This window comes from Apibacter adventoris (genome assembly GCF_002964975.1).
Classification (GTDB): domain Bacteria; phylum Bacteroidota; class Bacteroidia; order Flavobacteriales; family Weeksellaceae; genus Apibacter; species Apibacter adventoris.
Genome location: NZ_PSZM01000001.1, coordinates 280,694 through 298,285, shown reverse-complemented (window position 1 = coordinate 298,285; position 17,592 = coordinate 280,694). Strand labels below are relative to the sequence as shown.

The 17,592-nt window shown below is 28.5% G+C and carries 15 protein-coding genes; 11 read left to right on the top strand and 4 right to left on the bottom strand.

All coding sequences use genetic code 11. The features are described 5' to 3' along the window. The first annotated feature begins 11 nt into the window (after window positions 1-11). Window positions 12-767, top strand: a complete 756-nt coding sequence (locus tag C4S77_RS01420) for a TIGR03915 family putative DNA repair protein (protein WP_105245516.1) — start codon at window positions 12-14, stop codon at window positions 765-767. A 247-nt stretch (window positions 768-1,014) separates the two neighbouring features. On the opposite strand, the gene C4S77_RS01415 is transcribed toward C4S77_RS01420, so the two are convergent. Further along, entirely contained in the window at window positions 1,015-3,459 is a 2,445-nt protein-coding gene (locus C4S77_RS01415; protein ID WP_105245514.1) for a TonB-dependent receptor, read from the bottom strand. A gap of 250 nt (window positions 3,460-3,709) precedes the next feature. Between C4S77_RS01415 and C4S77_RS01410 the strand changes: the two genes are divergently transcribed. From C4S77_RS01410 to C4S77_RS01390, 5 genes are all read left to right on the top strand, one after another. Beyond that, window positions 3,710-4,087, top strand: coding sequence for an NADH-quinone oxidoreductase subunit A (locus tag C4S77_RS01410; protein WP_105194390.1), 378 nt, complete (start codon window positions 3,710-3,712; stop codon window positions 4,085-4,087). A 21-nt stretch (window positions 4,088-4,108) separates the two neighbouring features. Further along, complete coding sequence (locus C4S77_RS01405) at window positions 4,109-4,654, top strand: NADH-quinone oxidoreductase subunit B (protein ID WP_105245512.1); 546 nt, start codon at window positions 4,109-4,111, stop codon at window positions 4,652-4,654. Next, window positions 4,655-5,164: an NADH-quinone oxidoreductase subunit C gene (locus C4S77_RS01400; RefSeq protein WP_260209291.1), complete on the top strand. Its 510-nt coding sequence runs from the start codon at window positions 4,655-4,657 to the stop codon at window positions 5,162-5,164. Between the two features lie 26 nt (window positions 5,165-5,190). Then, the gene (locus tag C4S77_RS01395) at window positions 5,191-6,438 is read left to right on the top strand and encodes an NADH-quinone oxidoreductase subunit D (protein ID WP_105245511.1); all 1,248 of its coding nucleotides are present in this window, start codon (window positions 5,191-5,193) and stop codon (window positions 6,436-6,438) included. A 167-nt stretch (window positions 6,439-6,605) separates the two neighbouring features. Continuing rightward, on the top strand, window positions 6,606-7,280 hold the full coding sequence (locus C4S77_RS01390) for a MarC family protein (protein ID WP_105194387.1): 675 nt from the start codon (window positions 6,606-6,608) through the stop codon (window positions 7,278-7,280). Window positions 7,281-7,480: 200 nt separating this feature from the next. On the opposite strand, the gene C4S77_RS01385 is transcribed toward C4S77_RS01390, so the two are convergent. Further along, the gene (locus tag C4S77_RS01385) at window positions 7,481-7,798 is read right to left on the bottom strand and encodes a heavy metal-binding domain-containing protein (protein WP_105245509.1); all 318 of its coding nucleotides are present in this window, start codon (window positions 7,796-7,798) and stop codon (window positions 7,481-7,483) included. Window positions 7,799-8,004: 206 nt separating this feature from the next. Here C4S77_RS01385 and C4S77_RS01380 point away from each other — a divergent pair, with 206 nt between their 5' ends. The 5 genes from C4S77_RS01380 (at window position 8,005) to C4S77_RS01360 (ending at window position 16,370) form a co-directional block, all read left to right on the top strand. Then, entirely contained in the window at window positions 8,005-10,050 is a 2,046-nt protein-coding gene (locus C4S77_RS01380) for a S9 family peptidase (protein ID WP_105245507.1), read from the top strand. A gap of 579 nt (window positions 10,051-10,629) precedes the next feature. Further along, window positions 10,630-12,378: a gamma-glutamyltransferase gene (gene ggt / locus C4S77_RS01375; protein ID WP_105245505.1), complete on the top strand. Its 1,749-nt coding sequence runs from the start codon at window positions 10,630-10,632 to the stop codon at window positions 12,376-12,378. 365 nt (window positions 12,379-12,743) lie between these two features. Then, on the top strand, window positions 12,744-12,962 hold the full coding sequence (locus C4S77_RS01370; RefSeq protein ID WP_105245503.1) for a hypothetical protein: 219 nt from the start codon (window positions 12,744-12,746) through the stop codon (window positions 12,960-12,962). 78 nt (window positions 12,963-13,040) lie between these two features. After that, window positions 13,041-13,733 (top strand): GLPGLI family protein, encoded by a 693-nt coding sequence (locus C4S77_RS01365; RefSeq protein WP_105245501.1) that lies wholly within the window; start codon window positions 13,041-13,043, stop codon window positions 13,731-13,733. Between the two features lie 15 nt (window positions 13,734-13,748). Next, a complete protein-coding gene (locus tag C4S77_RS01360) occupies window positions 13,749-16,370 on the top strand; it encodes a carboxypeptidase-like regulatory domain-containing protein (protein WP_105245499.1) in 2,622 nt (873 codons plus the stop codon). Between the two features lie 4 nt (window positions 16,371-16,374). On the opposite strand, the gene C4S77_RS01355 is transcribed toward C4S77_RS01360, so the two are convergent. Both C4S77_RS01355 and C4S77_RS01350 read right to left on the bottom strand, forming a co-directional pair. Beyond that, window positions 16,375-16,821, bottom strand: a complete 447-nt coding sequence (locus tag C4S77_RS01355) for a YqaA family protein (protein ID WP_105245497.1) — start codon at window positions 16,819-16,821, stop codon at window positions 16,375-16,377. A 20-nt stretch (window positions 16,822-16,841) separates the two neighbouring features. Continuing rightward, on the bottom strand, window positions 16,842-17,591 hold the full coding sequence (locus C4S77_RS01350) for a lysophospholipid acyltransferase family protein (RefSeq protein ID WP_260209286.1): 750 nt from the start codon (window positions 17,589-17,591) through the stop codon (window positions 16,842-16,844). Between the last annotated feature and the right edge of the window lies 1 nt (window position 17,592).

The window sequence follows — 17,592 nt, the reverse complement described above, 5'->3', positions numbered from 1 at the left end:
ATTAATTAAAAATGACAGTATTTTATTATGATAAAACAATTAATGGCCTTTTATCCAGCATTTTTGATGCATATAAACTAAATATTTTTCCAGATATTATTTTAGGTATAGGAGACATTCCTCCTTTATTTATCAATTGTGAGATACAAGTAGAAACTCATGAAAAAAAATACCATCGAGTTTGGAATTTATTACATAAACAATTGCCTGCAAATTGTATAAACATGTTAACTGCTGTATGGTTGTCTGAAGAAGAAAAGAGTGATAAACTAATTTTTGATTACATAATTAAAGCTATTGATAGTCAATTTTTATATATTAATAATTTAGGAGATTCTACTATATTAGAAATTCACAAATTAGCTAAAAAAGTATATAAAGAAGGACATTCAATAAAACAATTTGTTCGGTTTCAAAAAACAAAAGACAATATTTACTTTGCTCCTGTTTCTTTACAATATAATTCACTTCCTTTGGTAATAAATCACTTTAAAAACCGTTTTTCTTCACAATTATGGATTATATATGATGTAAAACGTAAGTACGGATTTTATTTTGATAAGAAAAGAGTTGTAGAAATATCATTAGATAAGGAAATAGAACAGATAAATAAAGACTTATTTCATGAAGACGAACAAATATTTCAAAAATTGTGGAAAAATTATTATAAGGCACTTGCTATAAAAGAAAGAATCAATTTAAAATTACAAAAACAACATATGCCAAAAAAGTATTGGAAATATCTTATAGAAAAGCAAAAAATATAAAATAATTTTATGTTATTATTTGACTGAGTAAATTAAGAATAAAATAATTTTTTGTAGGTAGTTAGAAATATTTTTTTTAGATAAAAAATATATAAAACTAAAAAATCATATCTATATGATAATAAAAAGAACAGTTTAACAGAGATCAGTTTATGGATTACTTCAAAGAAATATTTGTTCTATAAACTTAGAAAGCTATCTGTCATTAAACAGATAGCTTTCTAGGAAATAAATTATTGTATGAAAATTAGAATTTATATGAAAGTTGAACTTTAAAATTTCTTGGATCAATTTGGTCAATAAATCCTCCTCTATAATAAGAAGTATATCCAACTTCATCAAATATATTGTTGAAAAACACTTGTAATCCTATATTTTGATAAGTATAACCTAATTGAGCGTTGAAAGTTGTGTATTCAGGCATATTAAATGGAGGTTTAGGATAATTATTTCCATGAGGGTCAGCTCCTGCAATAGAATAATCATTAACCGGACGGTCTCCAACATAATAAACACCAACTCCTATACTTAAATTTTTAAGAGTTCCTTTATTAAATAAATATTGCACCCATCCGTTAGCAGTATTATATGGAGTATTCATTGGTCTTGATCCATTATGGTAGGCAGGGCTATTTTTATATTTAGCATCCAAATAAGAATATCCGGCAATAACTTTTAAATTATCAAATATTTTTCCGGTAACCTCCAAGTCCATTCCTTTTCTTGTTACATCTCCGGCAAGCTCATATAGTCCGGTTCGTGATCCATTAGCATTATAAATTTGATAAGATAAATCATTATTTCTTATATGGAAATAACTTACATTAAAAGCTAATTTTTTATTAAACCAATCAGATTTAACACCAAATTCCCATTGATTAGTAGTAGAAGCCCCTAAAGTACCACCATCTGGGGTAGGATTATTAGCAGAGCGTAAATCGGTTGTAGTAGCATAGTTTCCAAAAACGCTGATATTTTCAATAGGGGTAATCATTAATCCAAAGAAAGGATCCCAAGCTTCATTGGCAGCATTTGAATTTTCTCGAATTGAATTTTGGCTATATCTTAAAGCTAAGTTGGCTCTAATATATTTATTTATTTCTATTGCCTCCTGAACCATAATGCCATATACATCAGATTTTGTATTAACTACATCAGATGGAGCTTTGAATATTTTTTTTCCTATACTATTAGGTAAATTATTAGGAATAGGATCTAAAATATTAATTGTATCTACAACAAACGAAGAAACAATCTCTGTTTTCTTCGTTATAGGATTATATTGAGTAGTTTTATGGGTTGTATTGCTTTTATCATTTCTTTTATAATCAAAACCAACCTGGAATGTATGTTTGATTTTACCGGTATATATTTCTTTTCCGATTAAATCAATTTGAATTACCTTATTTTTATCTTCACTTTCAGACCAGCCTAAACCTCTGCTTCTCAATAAATAATCTTTACTGGCTGCACGTATAATAGATCCCATTCCATAAGATTCATCTTTATAATCAGATGCAGCATATAAAGCTCTTAAACTTAAATTATGACCTAAATTTCTGACAATTTTTGCAGAGTACGTAGTTGTTTTAATATTTTCATTATCAGTACCCCATCCGGTAAATTTATTATGAGGCATCTCGTATAAGTGATTTTCAGTGTCAGGACCAAAATTTACAGTACCTCTGTCAGGAGTATGATTATTATTCATATAATCCAATTCCAAAGTGATCTGTGTCTTATCATCCGGTCTCCATTCAAAAGAGGGATTAACATATATACGATTACTATTTACTCGAGATTTATAGCTGTCTGCTCTTTGGTAAGCCCCGTTAATACGAAATGCTGCTGTTTGTTTTTTATCTAATACAGTCTGATAGTCAAAGGTTGGACGGAAAAGCCCCCAGCTTCCACTCATTAACGAAACACTCCCACCGTTTAAAAATTGTGGAGTTTTAGTTACTACATTAATAACACCGCCCGGACTTCCTAAGTTATTACCTATACCTTGAGTGATAGAAGCAGATCCTTTTAAAACTTGAATACTTTGGACACCTTGCATATCGGTCATTAAAGATGCAGATCTGAAATCAGAATCCACTTGTATACCGTTTTTTAGTACAGGAGTTCCTCTATATCCTCTTATAGACATACTTTCCATACCTCCACCATAAGTTCCGAATAAAATAACACCGGGAACATTCCTTACAGCATCCGTAATATTTTGCGCTCCTTGTTCTTCAATGATTTTGTTTGTAATAACTGAGATATTTTGAGGCATTTCTCTAGGGCTTATTGGGATACGAGTAATTACATCCATACCCTTAGGTTGATTTCCGGTACCATATACGTAAACATCTTCAATTTCCTTTTCATTAGTTGAATTTTCTGTACGCATTGTAATAACTAATGAACGAGTTTCATTGTTTGTAACCGAAATTTTTTCAGAATATTTTTTAGAATCAGGACTTATAAAAGTAACTTTATGTTCACCTTCAGCTAACCCGGATATTTCAAATTCACCATTACTTAGGGTAGTTTGATCTAACTTATTTCCGTCAATATAAATAACGGCATTACTAATGGGCTGATTATCTGGTGTAACCAATACCCCTCGTATTATAGAGTTATTTTGTGCTAACATAAGCTGGCACAAGAATAGAAAAATTAAAAATAGGTGTGTTTTTTTCATAAGAAATTAAATTTATGTAATTTTTTATTTTGGACAAATATAATTCTTATTTAGACTAATTACAAACAGATCACATGATATATATCATGTTTTATTTGGAAATTCCTTTATTGAATATAGCTTAATGATAATATGATCTTTTTAAAAAAGGTTTTTGAACTAAAAATACAAAGGAAAATAAATTTAAATTTCGATTAAAAAAATAGTAAATTTGCACTAGCTTGAATTATATACTATAAAAATAGAAAAAATGAGTTTACCTGTAGATTATGTGCCTGTTTTAATACAAGTTGCAGTTGCTTTGGGTTTTAGTATAATAGCATTAATTGGCTCGGCAATGTTAGGATCTAGAGTACATGGAAAAGTGAAAGATGATACATTTGAATGTGGGGTAGCCTATGAAGGAGATGCACGTTCTCCTTTTTCCATAAAGTACTTCCTTACAGCAATTTTATTTGTTTTATTTGATATTGAGATAGTCTTTTTTTACCCTTATGCATTAAATATAAAGGAATTTGGCATAGAAGGTTTTTTTGAAGTAGTAACCTTTATATCTATATTTTTGATTGGCTTTATATATGTAGTTAAAAAAGGAGCCTTAGATTGGGAAAAAGCAAATAAAATTTAGTGGTTTTAATTAAAAAAGAAAATGTCTAAAAAAGTTACAATAGTTGATCCTCCGGAAGGATTTAACGGTCCGGGTTTTTATGCCGGACCTTTAGATAAAATAATAGGTATGGCCAGATCTTATTCTTTATGGCCATTACCATTTGCTACTTCATGTTGTGGTATAGAATTTATGGCAATGCAGGCCGCTAATTACGATTTAGCACGTTTTGGCGCCGAAAACATGAGGTTTTCGCCCAGACAGGCAGATTTGTTAATGGTTTGTGGAACTATTTCTAAGAAATTAGCACCGGTTTTAAAACAAATATATTCCCAAATGGCAGAACCTAAATGGGTGATGGCCGTAGGTGCTTGTGCTTCTAGTGGAGGTATTTTTGATACTTATTCAGTATTACAGGGCATAGATAAGATTATTCCTGTGGATGTATATGTTCCTGGATGCCCTCCTAGACCGGAGCAGATTATAGAAGGGTTTATGCAGATTCAGGATATGGTTAGAAAAGAAAGTTTAAGAAGAAGAGATTCTCAGGAATATAAAGAGATGTTAGAATCATATAATATATCATAAATGGAACAAACAACAATTGATAATGAATATGTATCTCAACTGTTAAAAAATAAATTTGAAGGAGAAATTTTAAGAATATATGAACCAGATGGTATATTAACTATAGAATTTAAAAAGGAAATTCTGTTATCTTTGGTGAAATTTATTAAACAGCATGAGATTAAAATTGATTTTTTAACAGATATTTGCGGTATACATTATCCATACCATACACAAGCTGAATTAGGAGTTATATATCATTTACACAGCTTTTCCAACAATTTTAGAATAAGGCTAAAAACTTTTTTTTCAGATAATAACCCGGAAATCGACTCATTAACCTCTATATATAAGTCAGCCAATTGGCAAGAAAGGGAGACCTTCGATTTCTACGGAATCCGATTCAAAGGACATCCTAACTTGGTTAGGATATTAAATGACGAAACTATGAAATATCATCCCCTATTGAAGCAGTATCACCTAGAGGATACAACTCGTACAGACAAAGATGATGCAATGTTTGGACGTTAAATTTGAATATATTAATAAAATTAAAAATGTCTCAAGGAAATTCAGATAATAATGATTTAATAAATCTTTCAAATGCTTTAAACCCTTATATAGTAAAGGAGCAGATAGACGGTGAGTTACAACATATTAACTTAGGACCTACTCATCCATCTACACATGGGATATTCGAAAACCAGCTTTTAATGGATGGGGATATCATTGTATCCTCAAATTCTACAGTAGGATATATTCACAGGGCATTTGAAAAAATATCAGAAAGGAGAACCTATACACAGATAACAACATTAACGGATCGCTTAAACTATTGTTCTTCACCTATAAATAACATAGGATGGCATTTAACTGTAGAAAAACTTTTAGGAATAAAAGTTCCCAAGAAAGTTGATTATATGCGAATAATCATTATGGAGTTGGCTAGAATAGCAGATCACTTAGTATGCGATTCTGTTATGGGAGTAGATACAGGAGCATTAACAGGTTTTACATATGTATTTCAAGATAGAGAGAGAATATACGATTTATATGAGCAGGTTTGTGGAGCAAGGATGACGACTAATATCGGAAGAATTGGTGGGTTTGAAAGGGATTTTAGCCCTAAATTCCATGAATTAATTAAAGAATTTATTTCAGGATTTCCAGCTAGATTAGAGGAATTTGCCAGACTATTAGAAAGAAATAGAATATTTTTAGATCGTACAGTAGATGTAGGAGGGATATCTGCTGAAAAGGCACTCAATTATGGATTTACAGGTCCAAACTTACGAGCTGCCGGTGTAGATTATGATGTGCGAGTAATGACTCCATACAGCTCTTATGAAGATTTTGATTTTATTATACCCATTGGTACTTCTGGAGATGCTTATGATCGTTTTATGGTAAGACTACAAGAAATGAGGGAAAGTATAAAAATCATAAAAAATGCTTATGAAAATTTACCTGAAGGAAATTATCATGCCGAAGTTCCTGATTTTTACTTACCCGATAAACCGGATGTATATACAAAGATGGAAGCATTAATTTATCATTTTAAAATTATAATGGGAGAAACTAAAATTCCAACCGGAGAAGTATATAATTCCGTTGAGGGAGCAAATGGAGAACTAGGTTTTTATTTAGTGAGCGATGGAGGAAGAAGTCCCTATAGGTTGCACTTCAGAAGGCCTTGTTTTATATATTACCAAGCATTTGAAGAGTTGATAAAAGGACATATGTTATCAGATGCGATTATTACATTAGGAAGTTTAAATGTGATTGCTGGAGAATTGGATGCATAAAAACTAAAAATATTTAATGAACTGATATAGTTTAATCCCCATTTTTAATATGGGGTTTTTAATTTGTTTAAATAAATTTGATTTTTATTAAATTATTAATAAAAAAAAAGTTGTTTAAAAGCAAAAAAATACGAAATTCGCAAATTGAAAAATAAGTATTTAATTAAATGTTGCAAGATATTATTCAAGTATTTTCAGCGGCTTTCATAGCATTATTTCCAGTAGTAAATCCAATTGGGAATGCTTTTATTGTTAACAATTTTTTGGAAGGATTAAATGATATACAACGTAAACATATAGTTAAACAAATTACCATATATTGCATTTGCATCGGAATAGGGAGTTTAATTATAGGAAGAGCTGTACTATTGCTTTTTGGTCTATCAATACCCGTAATTCAGTTAGGAGGAGGGCTTATGATTTGTAAAACGGCTTTAGGCTGGTTATCAGATGCCGGAAGATCACAAATAAGAGAAAACAAGCAAAAAACTATTGATAATTTAAACTACAATAATATCCAGAAAGATGTTTTTTACCCGATTACTTTTCCTATAATTATGGGGTCTGGAAGTATATCAATCATATTTACCTTGGCCGCTAATTCATTAGCTAATGATAATGTTACTTTGGGTTTAATTAATTATATTATAATAGCCCTTGTAATTTTAATTCTATGTGCCCTTGTATATTTTTTTCTTTCAAATGCTACAAAAATTGTGAGTAAAATAGGAACTACAGGTAACCAAATAATTAATAAATTGTTAGCATTTTTTACTTTTTGTATTGGTATGCAAATTGCTTTGACAGGAATTTCAAAAATATTTCATATAAATATCTTGTGATAAGATTAGGTTATTATTATAAATGAAACCTTAGATAATAAAAAATCTTTTTTCATGGTCTTAATTATATGAAATAAGGAATAAATGGATGATATCCAAATTCATAGAAAAAATATTTCATTTTCTAAATCTAGCAAAAAATTATTTTTTTATTAGATATGATCCTTTATATAAAACTCATTTTATAGTTTTTGGGAAAACTAGATAATTACAGCTGTTCCACTTAAAGAGACCATTAGCATACTTCCTCCGGCACCCAATGCTTCATAATCGATATCGATACCGATTATAGCATTAGCTCCAATTTGAATAGCTCTTTCTTCCAATTCCTTCAAAGCCGTATTTTTAGCTTTAATTAAAACTTTTTCATAAGAAGTAGATCGTCCACCAAAAAAATCAGTAATACTAGCTTTCAAATCTTTAATAAAATTAGCTCCTATAATAGTTTCTCCGGTCACAATTCCTTTATATTCTTTTATGGTATAACCTTCAATAGAGTTTGTGGTAGTTAAAATCATAATATTGTAATTTAATAAAGTAAAAATATTAAATTCATAGAAAATAATGAAATAAATGAATATATAGTTTTTTATGATAATAATGAGAAAAAATATATATTTCACATTAGTTAAGATTAAAATGGCTATAAGAAAAAAATCATTTATATTGTCTTTATTTTTAATTACACTTAATTTTGAAGCTCATAACAAACAAGAAATAAAAAATGCAGATTCCAAAAGCAAAAAAAATTCCTAAAGAATTAACTATTCATAATGATACAAGAATTGATTATTATTATTGGTTAAATGATAGAGAAGATCCCGAAGTTATAAAATATTTAGAAGAAGAAAATGCCTATACGAAAGAACAAATGAAGTCTACTGAAAAATTACAAAAAGACTTATTTGATGAAATGAAGAGTAGGATAAAAGAAGATGACGAAACAGTACCATATAAATATAATCATTATTGGTATATTACTAAATATGTGGAAGGAGGGGAGTATCCTGTATATCTTCGTAAAAAAGAATCATTAGAGGCAGATGAAGAGGTGATGTTTGATGTTAATGTTATGGCTAGTGGGTACAAATTTTATCAGATGGGGGGGATTGCTGTGAGCCCGGATAATACAATGGCTTGTTTTTCCGTAGATACGGTTAGTCGTAGAATTTATACCATTCAAGTAAAAAATTTAATAACAGGAAATATACTTTCAGATAAATTAGAAAATACAACAGGGAATATAGTTTGGGCAAAGGATAATAAGACTCTTTTTTATACCGTGCAAGATTCACAAACTTTACGATCTTCAAAAATTTTCAAACATGTACTGGGAACCCAACAAAAACAAGATATCTTAATATTTGAAGAAAAAGATGAAACTTTTAATGCTTATGTTACTAAAACTAAATCACAGGAATATATTGTAATTGCTTCTGGTAGTACCGTATCAGATGAATATAGATATATTCCAGCAAATGAACCGGATGCTCAATGGAAGATTTTTCAAAAAAGAGCAAGAGGGTTAGAGTATTCATGGGATCATTTTCAAGATTCTTTTTACATATTAACAAACAAAGATGGAGCTACTAACTTTAAACTTATGAAAACTCCCATTGATAAGACAGGGAAAGATAATTGGATAGAAGTAATACCCCATAATGAGAACATATTGTTAGAAGATTTTGAACTTTTTAAAAATTATCTTGTAACAGAAGAGAGAGAGAATGGACTAACCCATATTAAAATTAAAAGTTGGGATCATACCATTGAATATGAGCTACCGTTTGCTGAAGAAGTATATACTGTAGGAACTTCTGTAAATAGAGATTTTGATACAGAAATATTAAGATATCGTTACTCTTCAATGACTACACCATGGAGCGATATAGATTTTAATATGCGAACAAAAGAAAAAACTTTATTAAAACAACAGACAGTTTTAGGAAGTTTTAACAAAGAAAACTACATTACAAAAAGATTATGGGCTACAGGAAGAGATGGGGTAAAAATACCTATGTCATTAGTAATGAAAAAAGATACCCAACCTTCTAAGGATACTCCATTATTACTTTACGCATATGGTTCATATGGATATTCTATGGATCCTACATTTAGTTCTGTAAGACTATCTTTATTGGATCGAGGATTTATTTACGTAATAGCACACGTTAGAGGAGGAGAAGATTTAGGCAGGCTTTGGTATGAAAATGGGAAAATGCTTAATAAAAAAAATACATTTTTTGATTTTATTGATTGTGCAAAATATTTAATAGATGAAAATTATACTTCTTCTGATCATCTTTATGCTAATGGAGGAAGTGCTGGAGGTTTATTAATAGGAGCAGGAATAAATTATGCTCCGGAAATTTTTAAAGGTGTAGTAGCAGATGTTCCCTTTGTAGATGTGGTTACTACAATGTTAGATGATACTATACCTCTAACTACAGGAGAATATGATGAATGGGGAAATCCTAAAGATAAAGAATATTATGAATATATAAAATCTTATTCTCCATATGATAATGTTGAGAAAAAAGAATATCCAAATATATTGGTTACTACAGGACTTCATGATTCGCAGGTACAATATTGGGAACCGGCTAAGTGGGTAGCTAAACTTAGAGACATGAAAACAGATAATCATCTTCTTTTATTAGAAACTCAAATGCATGCTGGACATGGTGGAGCAAGTGGACGTTTTGAGTCCTTAAAAGAGATAGCTTTAGAGTATTCTTTTTATTTTTTATTAGAAGAGATAAATAAGTAAAAAGAATAAATTATTTTTTAATAAAATATGTTTTTATATATATAATTTGTATATAAATATGGCATTTGATAATTAGTTTTATTATTAATACTTATTTTACTACAGAATAAATACTAAAATAAAAGTAATATGCATTTTACTAGAAGATGTATATTAAAAATTAAACATATAAGAATAAAAAGGATTGTAAACTTTATTTTACAATCCTTTTTAATTATGTTTTTTAAGAAAATGTATACTTTTTATATAATTAATAATGAGAATTAATCTTGTAAAAAATATATAATATTTTTGATTAATTATTGTGAATTATTTAATTTAAATTAAGTATATATTTTTTTAATATTTGTTAAATAAACGTTATTTATTAAAAGGTGTCTAGTCGTTTATTTGTGTATTTTAATGCAGTTCCTTTTAATTAAATGGGGTAATTTATTGTAAAATAAGTAAAATATTTTTTTTAATATAAAAAATATTTTACTTTTATTATTTAGTTAAAATTAATGAATATTATAAAAAAGTGTGAATTATATAATTATTATAATTTAACTTCATATTATTACAAAAAACACATCAGTTATGAGATCATTTACAGTTTTATCAAAGAAATTGATTACGAGTACTTTCTATTTAAGTACTATTATATTATTTGGACAACAAGTTACTGAGAAAGGGAAATATTGTGATACCCCTTCCCGTTGCGATAATCCGATGGTTACACATGGAATAGTAACTTCACCTAACTATTTAGCCTCTCAAGCGGGTTTGGAAGTTCTACAAAATGGTGGGAATGCAGTAGATGCAGCTATTGCAATAAGTTCGGTGCTTGCAGTAGTTTATCCTCAGATGACAACTTTGGGGGGAGATAACTTCTGGTTAATTTATAATTCTAAAACAGGAGAATTAAAAGCATTAAATGCCAGTGGTCGCTCTGGAGAAAAAGCTACAATCGGTTTTTATGCTAAAAAAGGATTGAAAAAAATCCCATCACGAGGATACCTTGCTGCAAATACTGTTCCGGGAGTAGTATCAGGATGGGATGAAGCCTATCGTTATGCTAATAAAAGTATGGCTCATAGCCTGCCTTGGAAAGATTTATTTAAAAGATCAATAAATTATGCTGAAAATGGCTTTGTAGTAAGTCATTCACTGGCATATTGGAGTAAAGTAAATGTGAATCCTTTAGATAATGAATTTCGTAATTTACAAAGATTTACAAAATTTAAAAATACGTATCTTAAGCCAAATGGAGATCCATATATGGCAGGGGAGATTTTAAAACAACCTCAGCTGGCAAAATCTATATCACTAATTGCGAATAATGGTGCCGATGTTTTTTATAAAGGCAGTATAGCAAAAAGTATTGTGAAAGACTTGCAGACCAACGGAGGTATTTTAACTATATCTGATTTTGAAAATCATAAAGCTGATTGGGTGAATCCTATTTCTGTAAATTATAGACAATACAAAGCGTATAACTTTCCTCCTAATACTCAGGGATTTGCTTCCTTAGAAATATTAAATATATTAAATAACTTTGATGTAAAAAGTCTAGGTGAAGGGAGTGCAGATTACTATCACCTTTTAGTTGAAGCTACTAAACAAGCATTTGCAGATCGAGATGCGTATTTGTCAGATCCTGAATTTGTTTCAATTCCTTTAGATCGGTTATTATCTCCGTCACATGGAATAAATCAGGCCTCTAAGATTAAAATGGATAAAGCTGCTGAAATTGTAAGACCTTTAGATCCGAAAGGAGATACTGTATGGCTAGGAGTAGTGGATGAAGACGGGAATGCTGTATCTTTAATACAAAGTATTTATCATGATTTCGGATCTGGAATTGTCGCAGGAGATACCGGTATTTTATTACAAAATAGAGGCTGTTTTTTTTCACTTGATCCGAGTCATGTAAATCATTTAGAACCTAAAAAACGAACATTTCATACCCTGAATCCCGCGATGCTTATGAAAGAGGGGAAACCTTATTTGGTGTATGGTACGATGGGTGGAGAAGGTCAGCCTCAGACACAAGCGGCTATCGTAACTCGAATAGTAGATTTTGGTATGTCTCCTCAAGAAGCTATAAATGCTCCTAGATGGTTGTATGGAAGAACGTGGGGGGCTTCATCTAATGATTTAAAAATTGAAGGAAGAATAACAGAGGGGATAGTTCAGGAATTAAAAAGAAAAGGACATTTGATTAATGTGGTCGATAACTATACGGATGTTATGGGACATGCAGGAGCAATATTGATAGATCCTAATACTAAAGTTCGTCAAGGAGCTTCAGATCCCAGAGGAGATGGTGTAGCAATAGGATATTAATTAATTATAACTTTAAAAAAAAGGTCTTTATAGAATTTTCAATAAAGACCTTTTTTAATTGTAAATGAATTAATGAAAAGATTTATACTTTTTCCATGTAAATATAATTAAATAATAACTGTAAATATTTTGAATTAAGTTTATTTATTTCAACATAAAAATAATTTTATTATATATTAATATTGATGGTGTAATATTAGTTAAACATCATGTTGTCAATATATTATTTTTATATTTGTAATAAAAATAATGTAAATATTATATTGGTAGTCGCGAATATTAGTATAGTTTATGTTATTTAAGCCGGAAAACCGAAACAGCGGCTATAAAATTTCTGAAAGTAGGTTTTTTATAAATTAAATCATATGAAAAAGTTATTATTTTTCGCAGCATTCGTTGTTGCAGGTTTAGCTTCCTCAACTTCTGCAAAAGCAGAAACTACACCATTAGTTTCTGAACCTTCTAGCAATGTAATTACAACAACTAAAAAAATGTCTGTTGAAGCTGAAAAAACATATAGATGTTTTTATTGGTGCACTTATTGGTATAAAGGAGTTTTATATCATAAATTTCTTTGTTTTTAAAATTAATTTATAGTAGTGACCCAATGTTTTTAATTTTTAACATTGGGTTTTTAATATTTGGTTTAAAATTATTTATATATGAAAAAAATTGTTTATATATTTTTGTTTTTTACATATGCAGGTTTGCTGTCTCAAACTGTTAAAATTACATACCAAGCTTTTGCTAATGTTAATGATTATAAAGAACAAACCACAGATTCTGAAATAATAAAAAGTATGGATGCTTTTCTTGCACAAGAATTTATATATGATTTGTATTATAAAGACGGAATATCTTTATTTTTAAAAGAAAAAACCAACCAACATGATAATAGTGAGAATAAAATTATAGAAGTAGGTGCTACAGATCAAACTTACAAAGACCAAAAAGAAAATTTATATGTGAAACAAGCTGATTTTTTCGGCAAGGATTTTTTAATTACAGATAAATTACTTCCAATTGATTGGGTTCTTATAGACGAAGAAAAAAAAATAGGTCCTTATTTATGTAAAAAAGCAATAACTTCTTCTGATGATACTACAGTTGAAGCTTGGTATTCTCCTGACATAGCAATTCCCGATGGACCAATGGATTATTGGGGGCTTCCGGGACTTATTGTAGAATTACAATATAAAAATTTAACCTATAAATTAACTTCCATTAATTATAAAACTAATTATTCCATTTCTAAACCTACAAAAGGTAAAGTAATAAAAAAATTGGATTTTCAAAATATGGAAAAAGAAAAATTACAAGAATTAGAAAATGGAATATTCAATGATAATTACTAATGCTACTATGAAAGAATGCTTTATAAATATATAGTATCAAATTTATTTTTCTTTTTAAGTTGTTTTCTTTTTGCGCAAGAAAATTTTATAATTAGAGGAAAAATAACTAATAATGATGCTAAACCGATTTCATTTGCCACAATACAACTTATAAATACAGATACAAAAAAAGTCATAAGTTTTTCTATCTCAGATAGTCAAGGGAATTATTCAATTAAAGTAAATAACCAAGGGAATTATATTTTAGAAATAAGTCATGTAAAATATTCAAAGATATCTGAAACTTTACAAGTTAATGAATCTTATACTACTAAAGATATAATTTTAGAATCTAAAGAAAAAGAGATAGAAGAAGTAGTTATTATTTCAAAAGCAATCACTGCAAAAGAAGATACAATTTCTTATAATCTAAATTCATTTACTAACGGGCATGAAGAGAAATTGAAAGATATTCTAAATAAACTACCCGGTATTGAAGTTGAAAACGGGAATATAAAAGTTAACGGTAAACAAGTTGATAAGCTATTGGTAGATGGAAAAGACTTTTTTGGAAATAATCATAAAATAGCTACAGAGAATTTAAATGCTCAGATGATTAAATCAGTAGAAATTCTAAATAATTATAAAAGTTCTCAAATAGCAAAAAATATAGAAGGAGGAAATCAAACAGCTCTAAATGTAGGTATAAAAAAAGAATATAAAAATAAAATAACCGGAGAGGCTTCTTTATTATCTGCGTATGAAAATAAGTATAATGCTCAATTAAATCTATTTAAATTTACTAATAATCTAAGTGTAAGTTTTATTGGGAATGCCAATAATACAGGACAGGTATCTTTTACTATTGATGATTATTTAAAATTAAATTCAGACGTAAGAAATGATTTAATGAACAGTGAACTTTCCTCTTTTAAAGAAATGGATAATTTTTTGCCTAATTTTTTATTGTCAGATAATAATGTAATAAAAAAAGAGAACCAGATGGGAAGTATAAATTTATCATATTTACCTTCTGAGAAAATTAAAATTACGGGATTTACATTATTAAATAATACTTGGCAGAGAGAAAAAATTTTATCAGAAAGAACTTTTTTAAATAGTAATTTCCATAGCATAGATAACAATCATTCAAAAGGGAACTTTCTTTTTAATCAAACTCATGTAAAAATAGATTTTGAAATCAATAAAAATAATTCTTTAAATTATTCTGTTTCTATAGAACCGACAAAAGATCATACAGATAGGGAAATAAGCCAAGAATCATATGAAAAAATTCTATTTAATGAAAATATGAAAAATAGAAATATGAAATTTGGCCAACAGATTAGCTATTTATCTAAAATAGCTAAAAATAAACTGATAACATTTAATATATATCAGGAAAGTAAATCTTCAAAAGGAGATTTTTTTCTTTTATCTTCACATTCTTTATATGATTTTAATATCAATAATTTAGTACAAAATAGTACAAAAAAAGATAGAGAATGGGGAGTGATAGGTAAATACAGCCAAAATATCGGGGAAATAGTTGTAAGAAATAGTATGGGCTACTTATGGAAGCAAAATTTCTTTAAAAATTCGATAATTGAAAATAATATTAGAAATCATATCAGCTTTCATACCGATTATAGTTTCATTAAGCCGGCGATTTTAAAAAATAAAAATTTTTTACAGTTTTTGCTAGATTTTGAGTTAAGAAATTATAATTTAAAATTAAATACACATAGTTCAAATTCATTATTTTTTTTACCGCAGGCTAAAATAAAATTAGAGTTTAAACAAACTCATACACTAGCATTGTTTTATAAAAGAGAAGTGGATTATATAAGTGCCGATAAACTTAATTCTTATGAAATTTTATTAAATTACTCCAGCATATATAAAGAAAGTTTTATTAAGGAAAGAAAGGAAATAATTAATAATACAATAGGATTAGAATATTTATTTTTAAACTTATTCGATGGTAATTTTTTATCTGCAAATGTAAATTACTCCCGAAAAGCAAATTTTCCGATAACAAATAGTTCTGTAAACTCTCAGTATACAATTTTAAATTACATTAGTTCATCCAACCAAGATATATGGAATACATTTATCAATTTTGAAAAAAAATTGAAATTCATAAAATATAAATTGAAGATAAATGTTAACTACAATTTTATAAAGTCAAGTACTTTTACAAATTTTCAAGAAATACCTATGAATACAAATAGGGTTAATGGAGATGTGAGTTTTCAGACTTATAATAAAAAATCTATAGTCAATTATGATTTTGGGTCAAAATTTTCTTACCTAAATACAGATTACAAAAATCAAGATATATCTTTAAAAAATTCACAAATTATACCCTTTGTTAATTTATATTTTAATTTTGGAGAAAGTTTAAAATTTAGTTTAAAAAATAGCTATGAGTTTTATAAAAGTGGTTCAATTTCTAGGGATAAATATAATTTAGGACTTAAAGTAATATATAGAAAAGAACATACTCCTTGGAAATTTTGGATTGAAGGATATGATATTCTTAATATTTCAGGTTCTGAAATTGTAGAAACTTCCACAGATGATAATATATTACAAAAAGAAATATATCATAAGCTTCCTGGATATGCAGGTATAGGCATAAGTTACAGTTTATAGTGTTTTATTTTATTATCCATACAATGCCACAGGTAATTAATATATACCTTATCATTTTTCCTAAAAACATAGAAATACTTACGATATAGATATTAGCTCTCATGTAACCTAAAGCTATAGGAATAACATCTCCAATGATTGGCAAAAAAGAAAAAAAAGCCATAGCAGCCCCTTTACCATCCAGCCAATGATATATTTTATTTATTTTTTCCGGTTTGATTTTAAGATATTTTTCAATCCATTCCAGTTTTCCTAATTTACCTAAAAAATAATTGGTCATTCCTCCTAAAAAATTACCCAAAGTAGCTAATCCAATACAGAGCCAAAGATTTCCGCCTAAAGCTAACATACCAACCAAAACAGCTTCAGAACTAACAGGCAAAAAAGTAGCAGCTAAAAAAGAGGCTAAAAATAATCCCCAATACCCATATTCAACTAAACTATCAAGCATCTAAATCTTTTAATGAAATATTATTTAATTTGAGGGTGATTTATAGGATCACTTTTAATCTTGTTATAGATTATTTCATAGGCTTTTTGCTTCAATAAGTCTTTATTGTCAAAATCTTTAGGATGTAATATGGCTAGTCGTTCTGTTCTCACTTTTCCGGGATATCCTAAGATATTAACAAAGGGAAACATATTTTTTAAATTATGAAAAACGTATACAACAATAGGTTTGTTGCAATAGGTTGCAGTAACAAAGGGTCCATCTTTAAATTTACCAAGAATAATATTACGATTAGGAACTCCTCCTTCAGGAAAAAGAACTACATTTTTATCTTCTTTTAGTGTTTTTTTTACTAAAGGAAATACTGCTTCCCGACTTTTTTTATCGGACCTGTCAACTATTATGGAAACTTTTTTGTAAATTCTTCCAAAAATAGGATATTTTTCTAATTCTTTTTTTCCAACAAAAACTATCGGATGATTAGGGTGTAAGATATACATCAGGGCAACATCCATAGCAGAAGTATGATTTGAAATCAATATATAGTTTTCTTTAGGATCTAATTTTTCTGAATATTGTAAGGAATAAGTAAATCCGCTCCCGTAAAAAAGTATATAGGCCCATAACCGCATAAAAAAATAAGTTAAACGATTATTTTTCTGGTAAGATAAAATATAGATTATAGTACCTACAGATAAAGTACAAAATATGGCAACTATTATAAACCATAGTTTCCATACTAATACTAAAGGAACACGAAGGTATTTCATA

Bases quoted from the DNA above. Each gene is read 5' to 3' on its own strand.
- C4S77_RS01420 (WP_105245516.1), top strand. From the start codon at position 12: ATGACAGTATTTTATTATGATAAAACAATTAATGGCCTTTTATCCAGC.
- C4S77_RS01415 (WP_105245514.1), bottom strand. From the start codon at position 3,459: ATGAAAAAAACACACCTATTTTTAATTTTTCTATTCTTGTGCCAGCTT.
- C4S77_RS01410 (WP_105194390.1), top strand. From the start codon at position 3,710: ATGAGTTTACCTGTAGATTATGTGCCTGTTTTAATACAAGTTGCAGTT.
- C4S77_RS01405 (WP_105245512.1), top strand. From the start codon at position 4,109: ATGTCTAAAAAAGTTACAATAGTTGATCCTCCGGAAGGATTTAACGGT.
- C4S77_RS01400 (WP_260209291.1), top strand. From the start codon at position 4,655: ATGGAACAAACAACAATTGATAATGAATATGTATCTCAACTGTTAAAA.
- C4S77_RS01395 (WP_105245511.1), top strand. From the start codon at position 5,191: ATGTCTCAAGGAAATTCAGATAATAATGATTTAATAAATCTTTCAAAT.
- C4S77_RS01390 (WP_105194387.1), top strand. From the start codon at position 6,606: ATGTTGCAAGATATTATTCAAGTATTTTCAGCGGCTTTCATAGCATTA.
- C4S77_RS01385 (WP_105245509.1), bottom strand. From the start codon at position 7,798: ATGATTTTAACTACCACAAACTCTATTGAAGGTTATACCATAAAAGAA.
- C4S77_RS01380 (WP_105245507.1), top strand. From the start codon at position 8,005: ATGCAGATTCCAAAAGCAAAAAAAATTCCTAAAGAATTAACTATTCAT.
- ggt (WP_105245505.1), top strand. From the start codon at position 10,630: ATGAGATCATTTACAGTTTTATCAAAGAAATTGATTACGAGTACTTTC.
- C4S77_RS01370 (WP_105245503.1), top strand. From the start codon at position 12,744: ATGAAAAAGTTATTATTTTTCGCAGCATTCGTTGTTGCAGGTTTAGCT.
- C4S77_RS01365 (WP_105245501.1), top strand. From the start codon at position 13,041: ATGAAAAAAATTGTTTATATATTTTTGTTTTTTACATATGCAGGTTTG.
- C4S77_RS01360 (WP_105245499.1), top strand. From the start codon at position 13,749: ATGCTTTATAAATATATAGTATCAAATTTATTTTTCTTTTTAAGTTGT.
- C4S77_RS01355 (WP_105245497.1), bottom strand. From the start codon at position 16,821: ATGCTTGATAGTTTAGTTGAATATGGGTATTGGGGATTATTTTTAGCC.
- C4S77_RS01350 (WP_260209286.1), bottom strand. From the start codon at position 17,591: ATGAAATACCTTCGTGTTCCTTTAGTATTAGTATGGAAACTATGGTTT.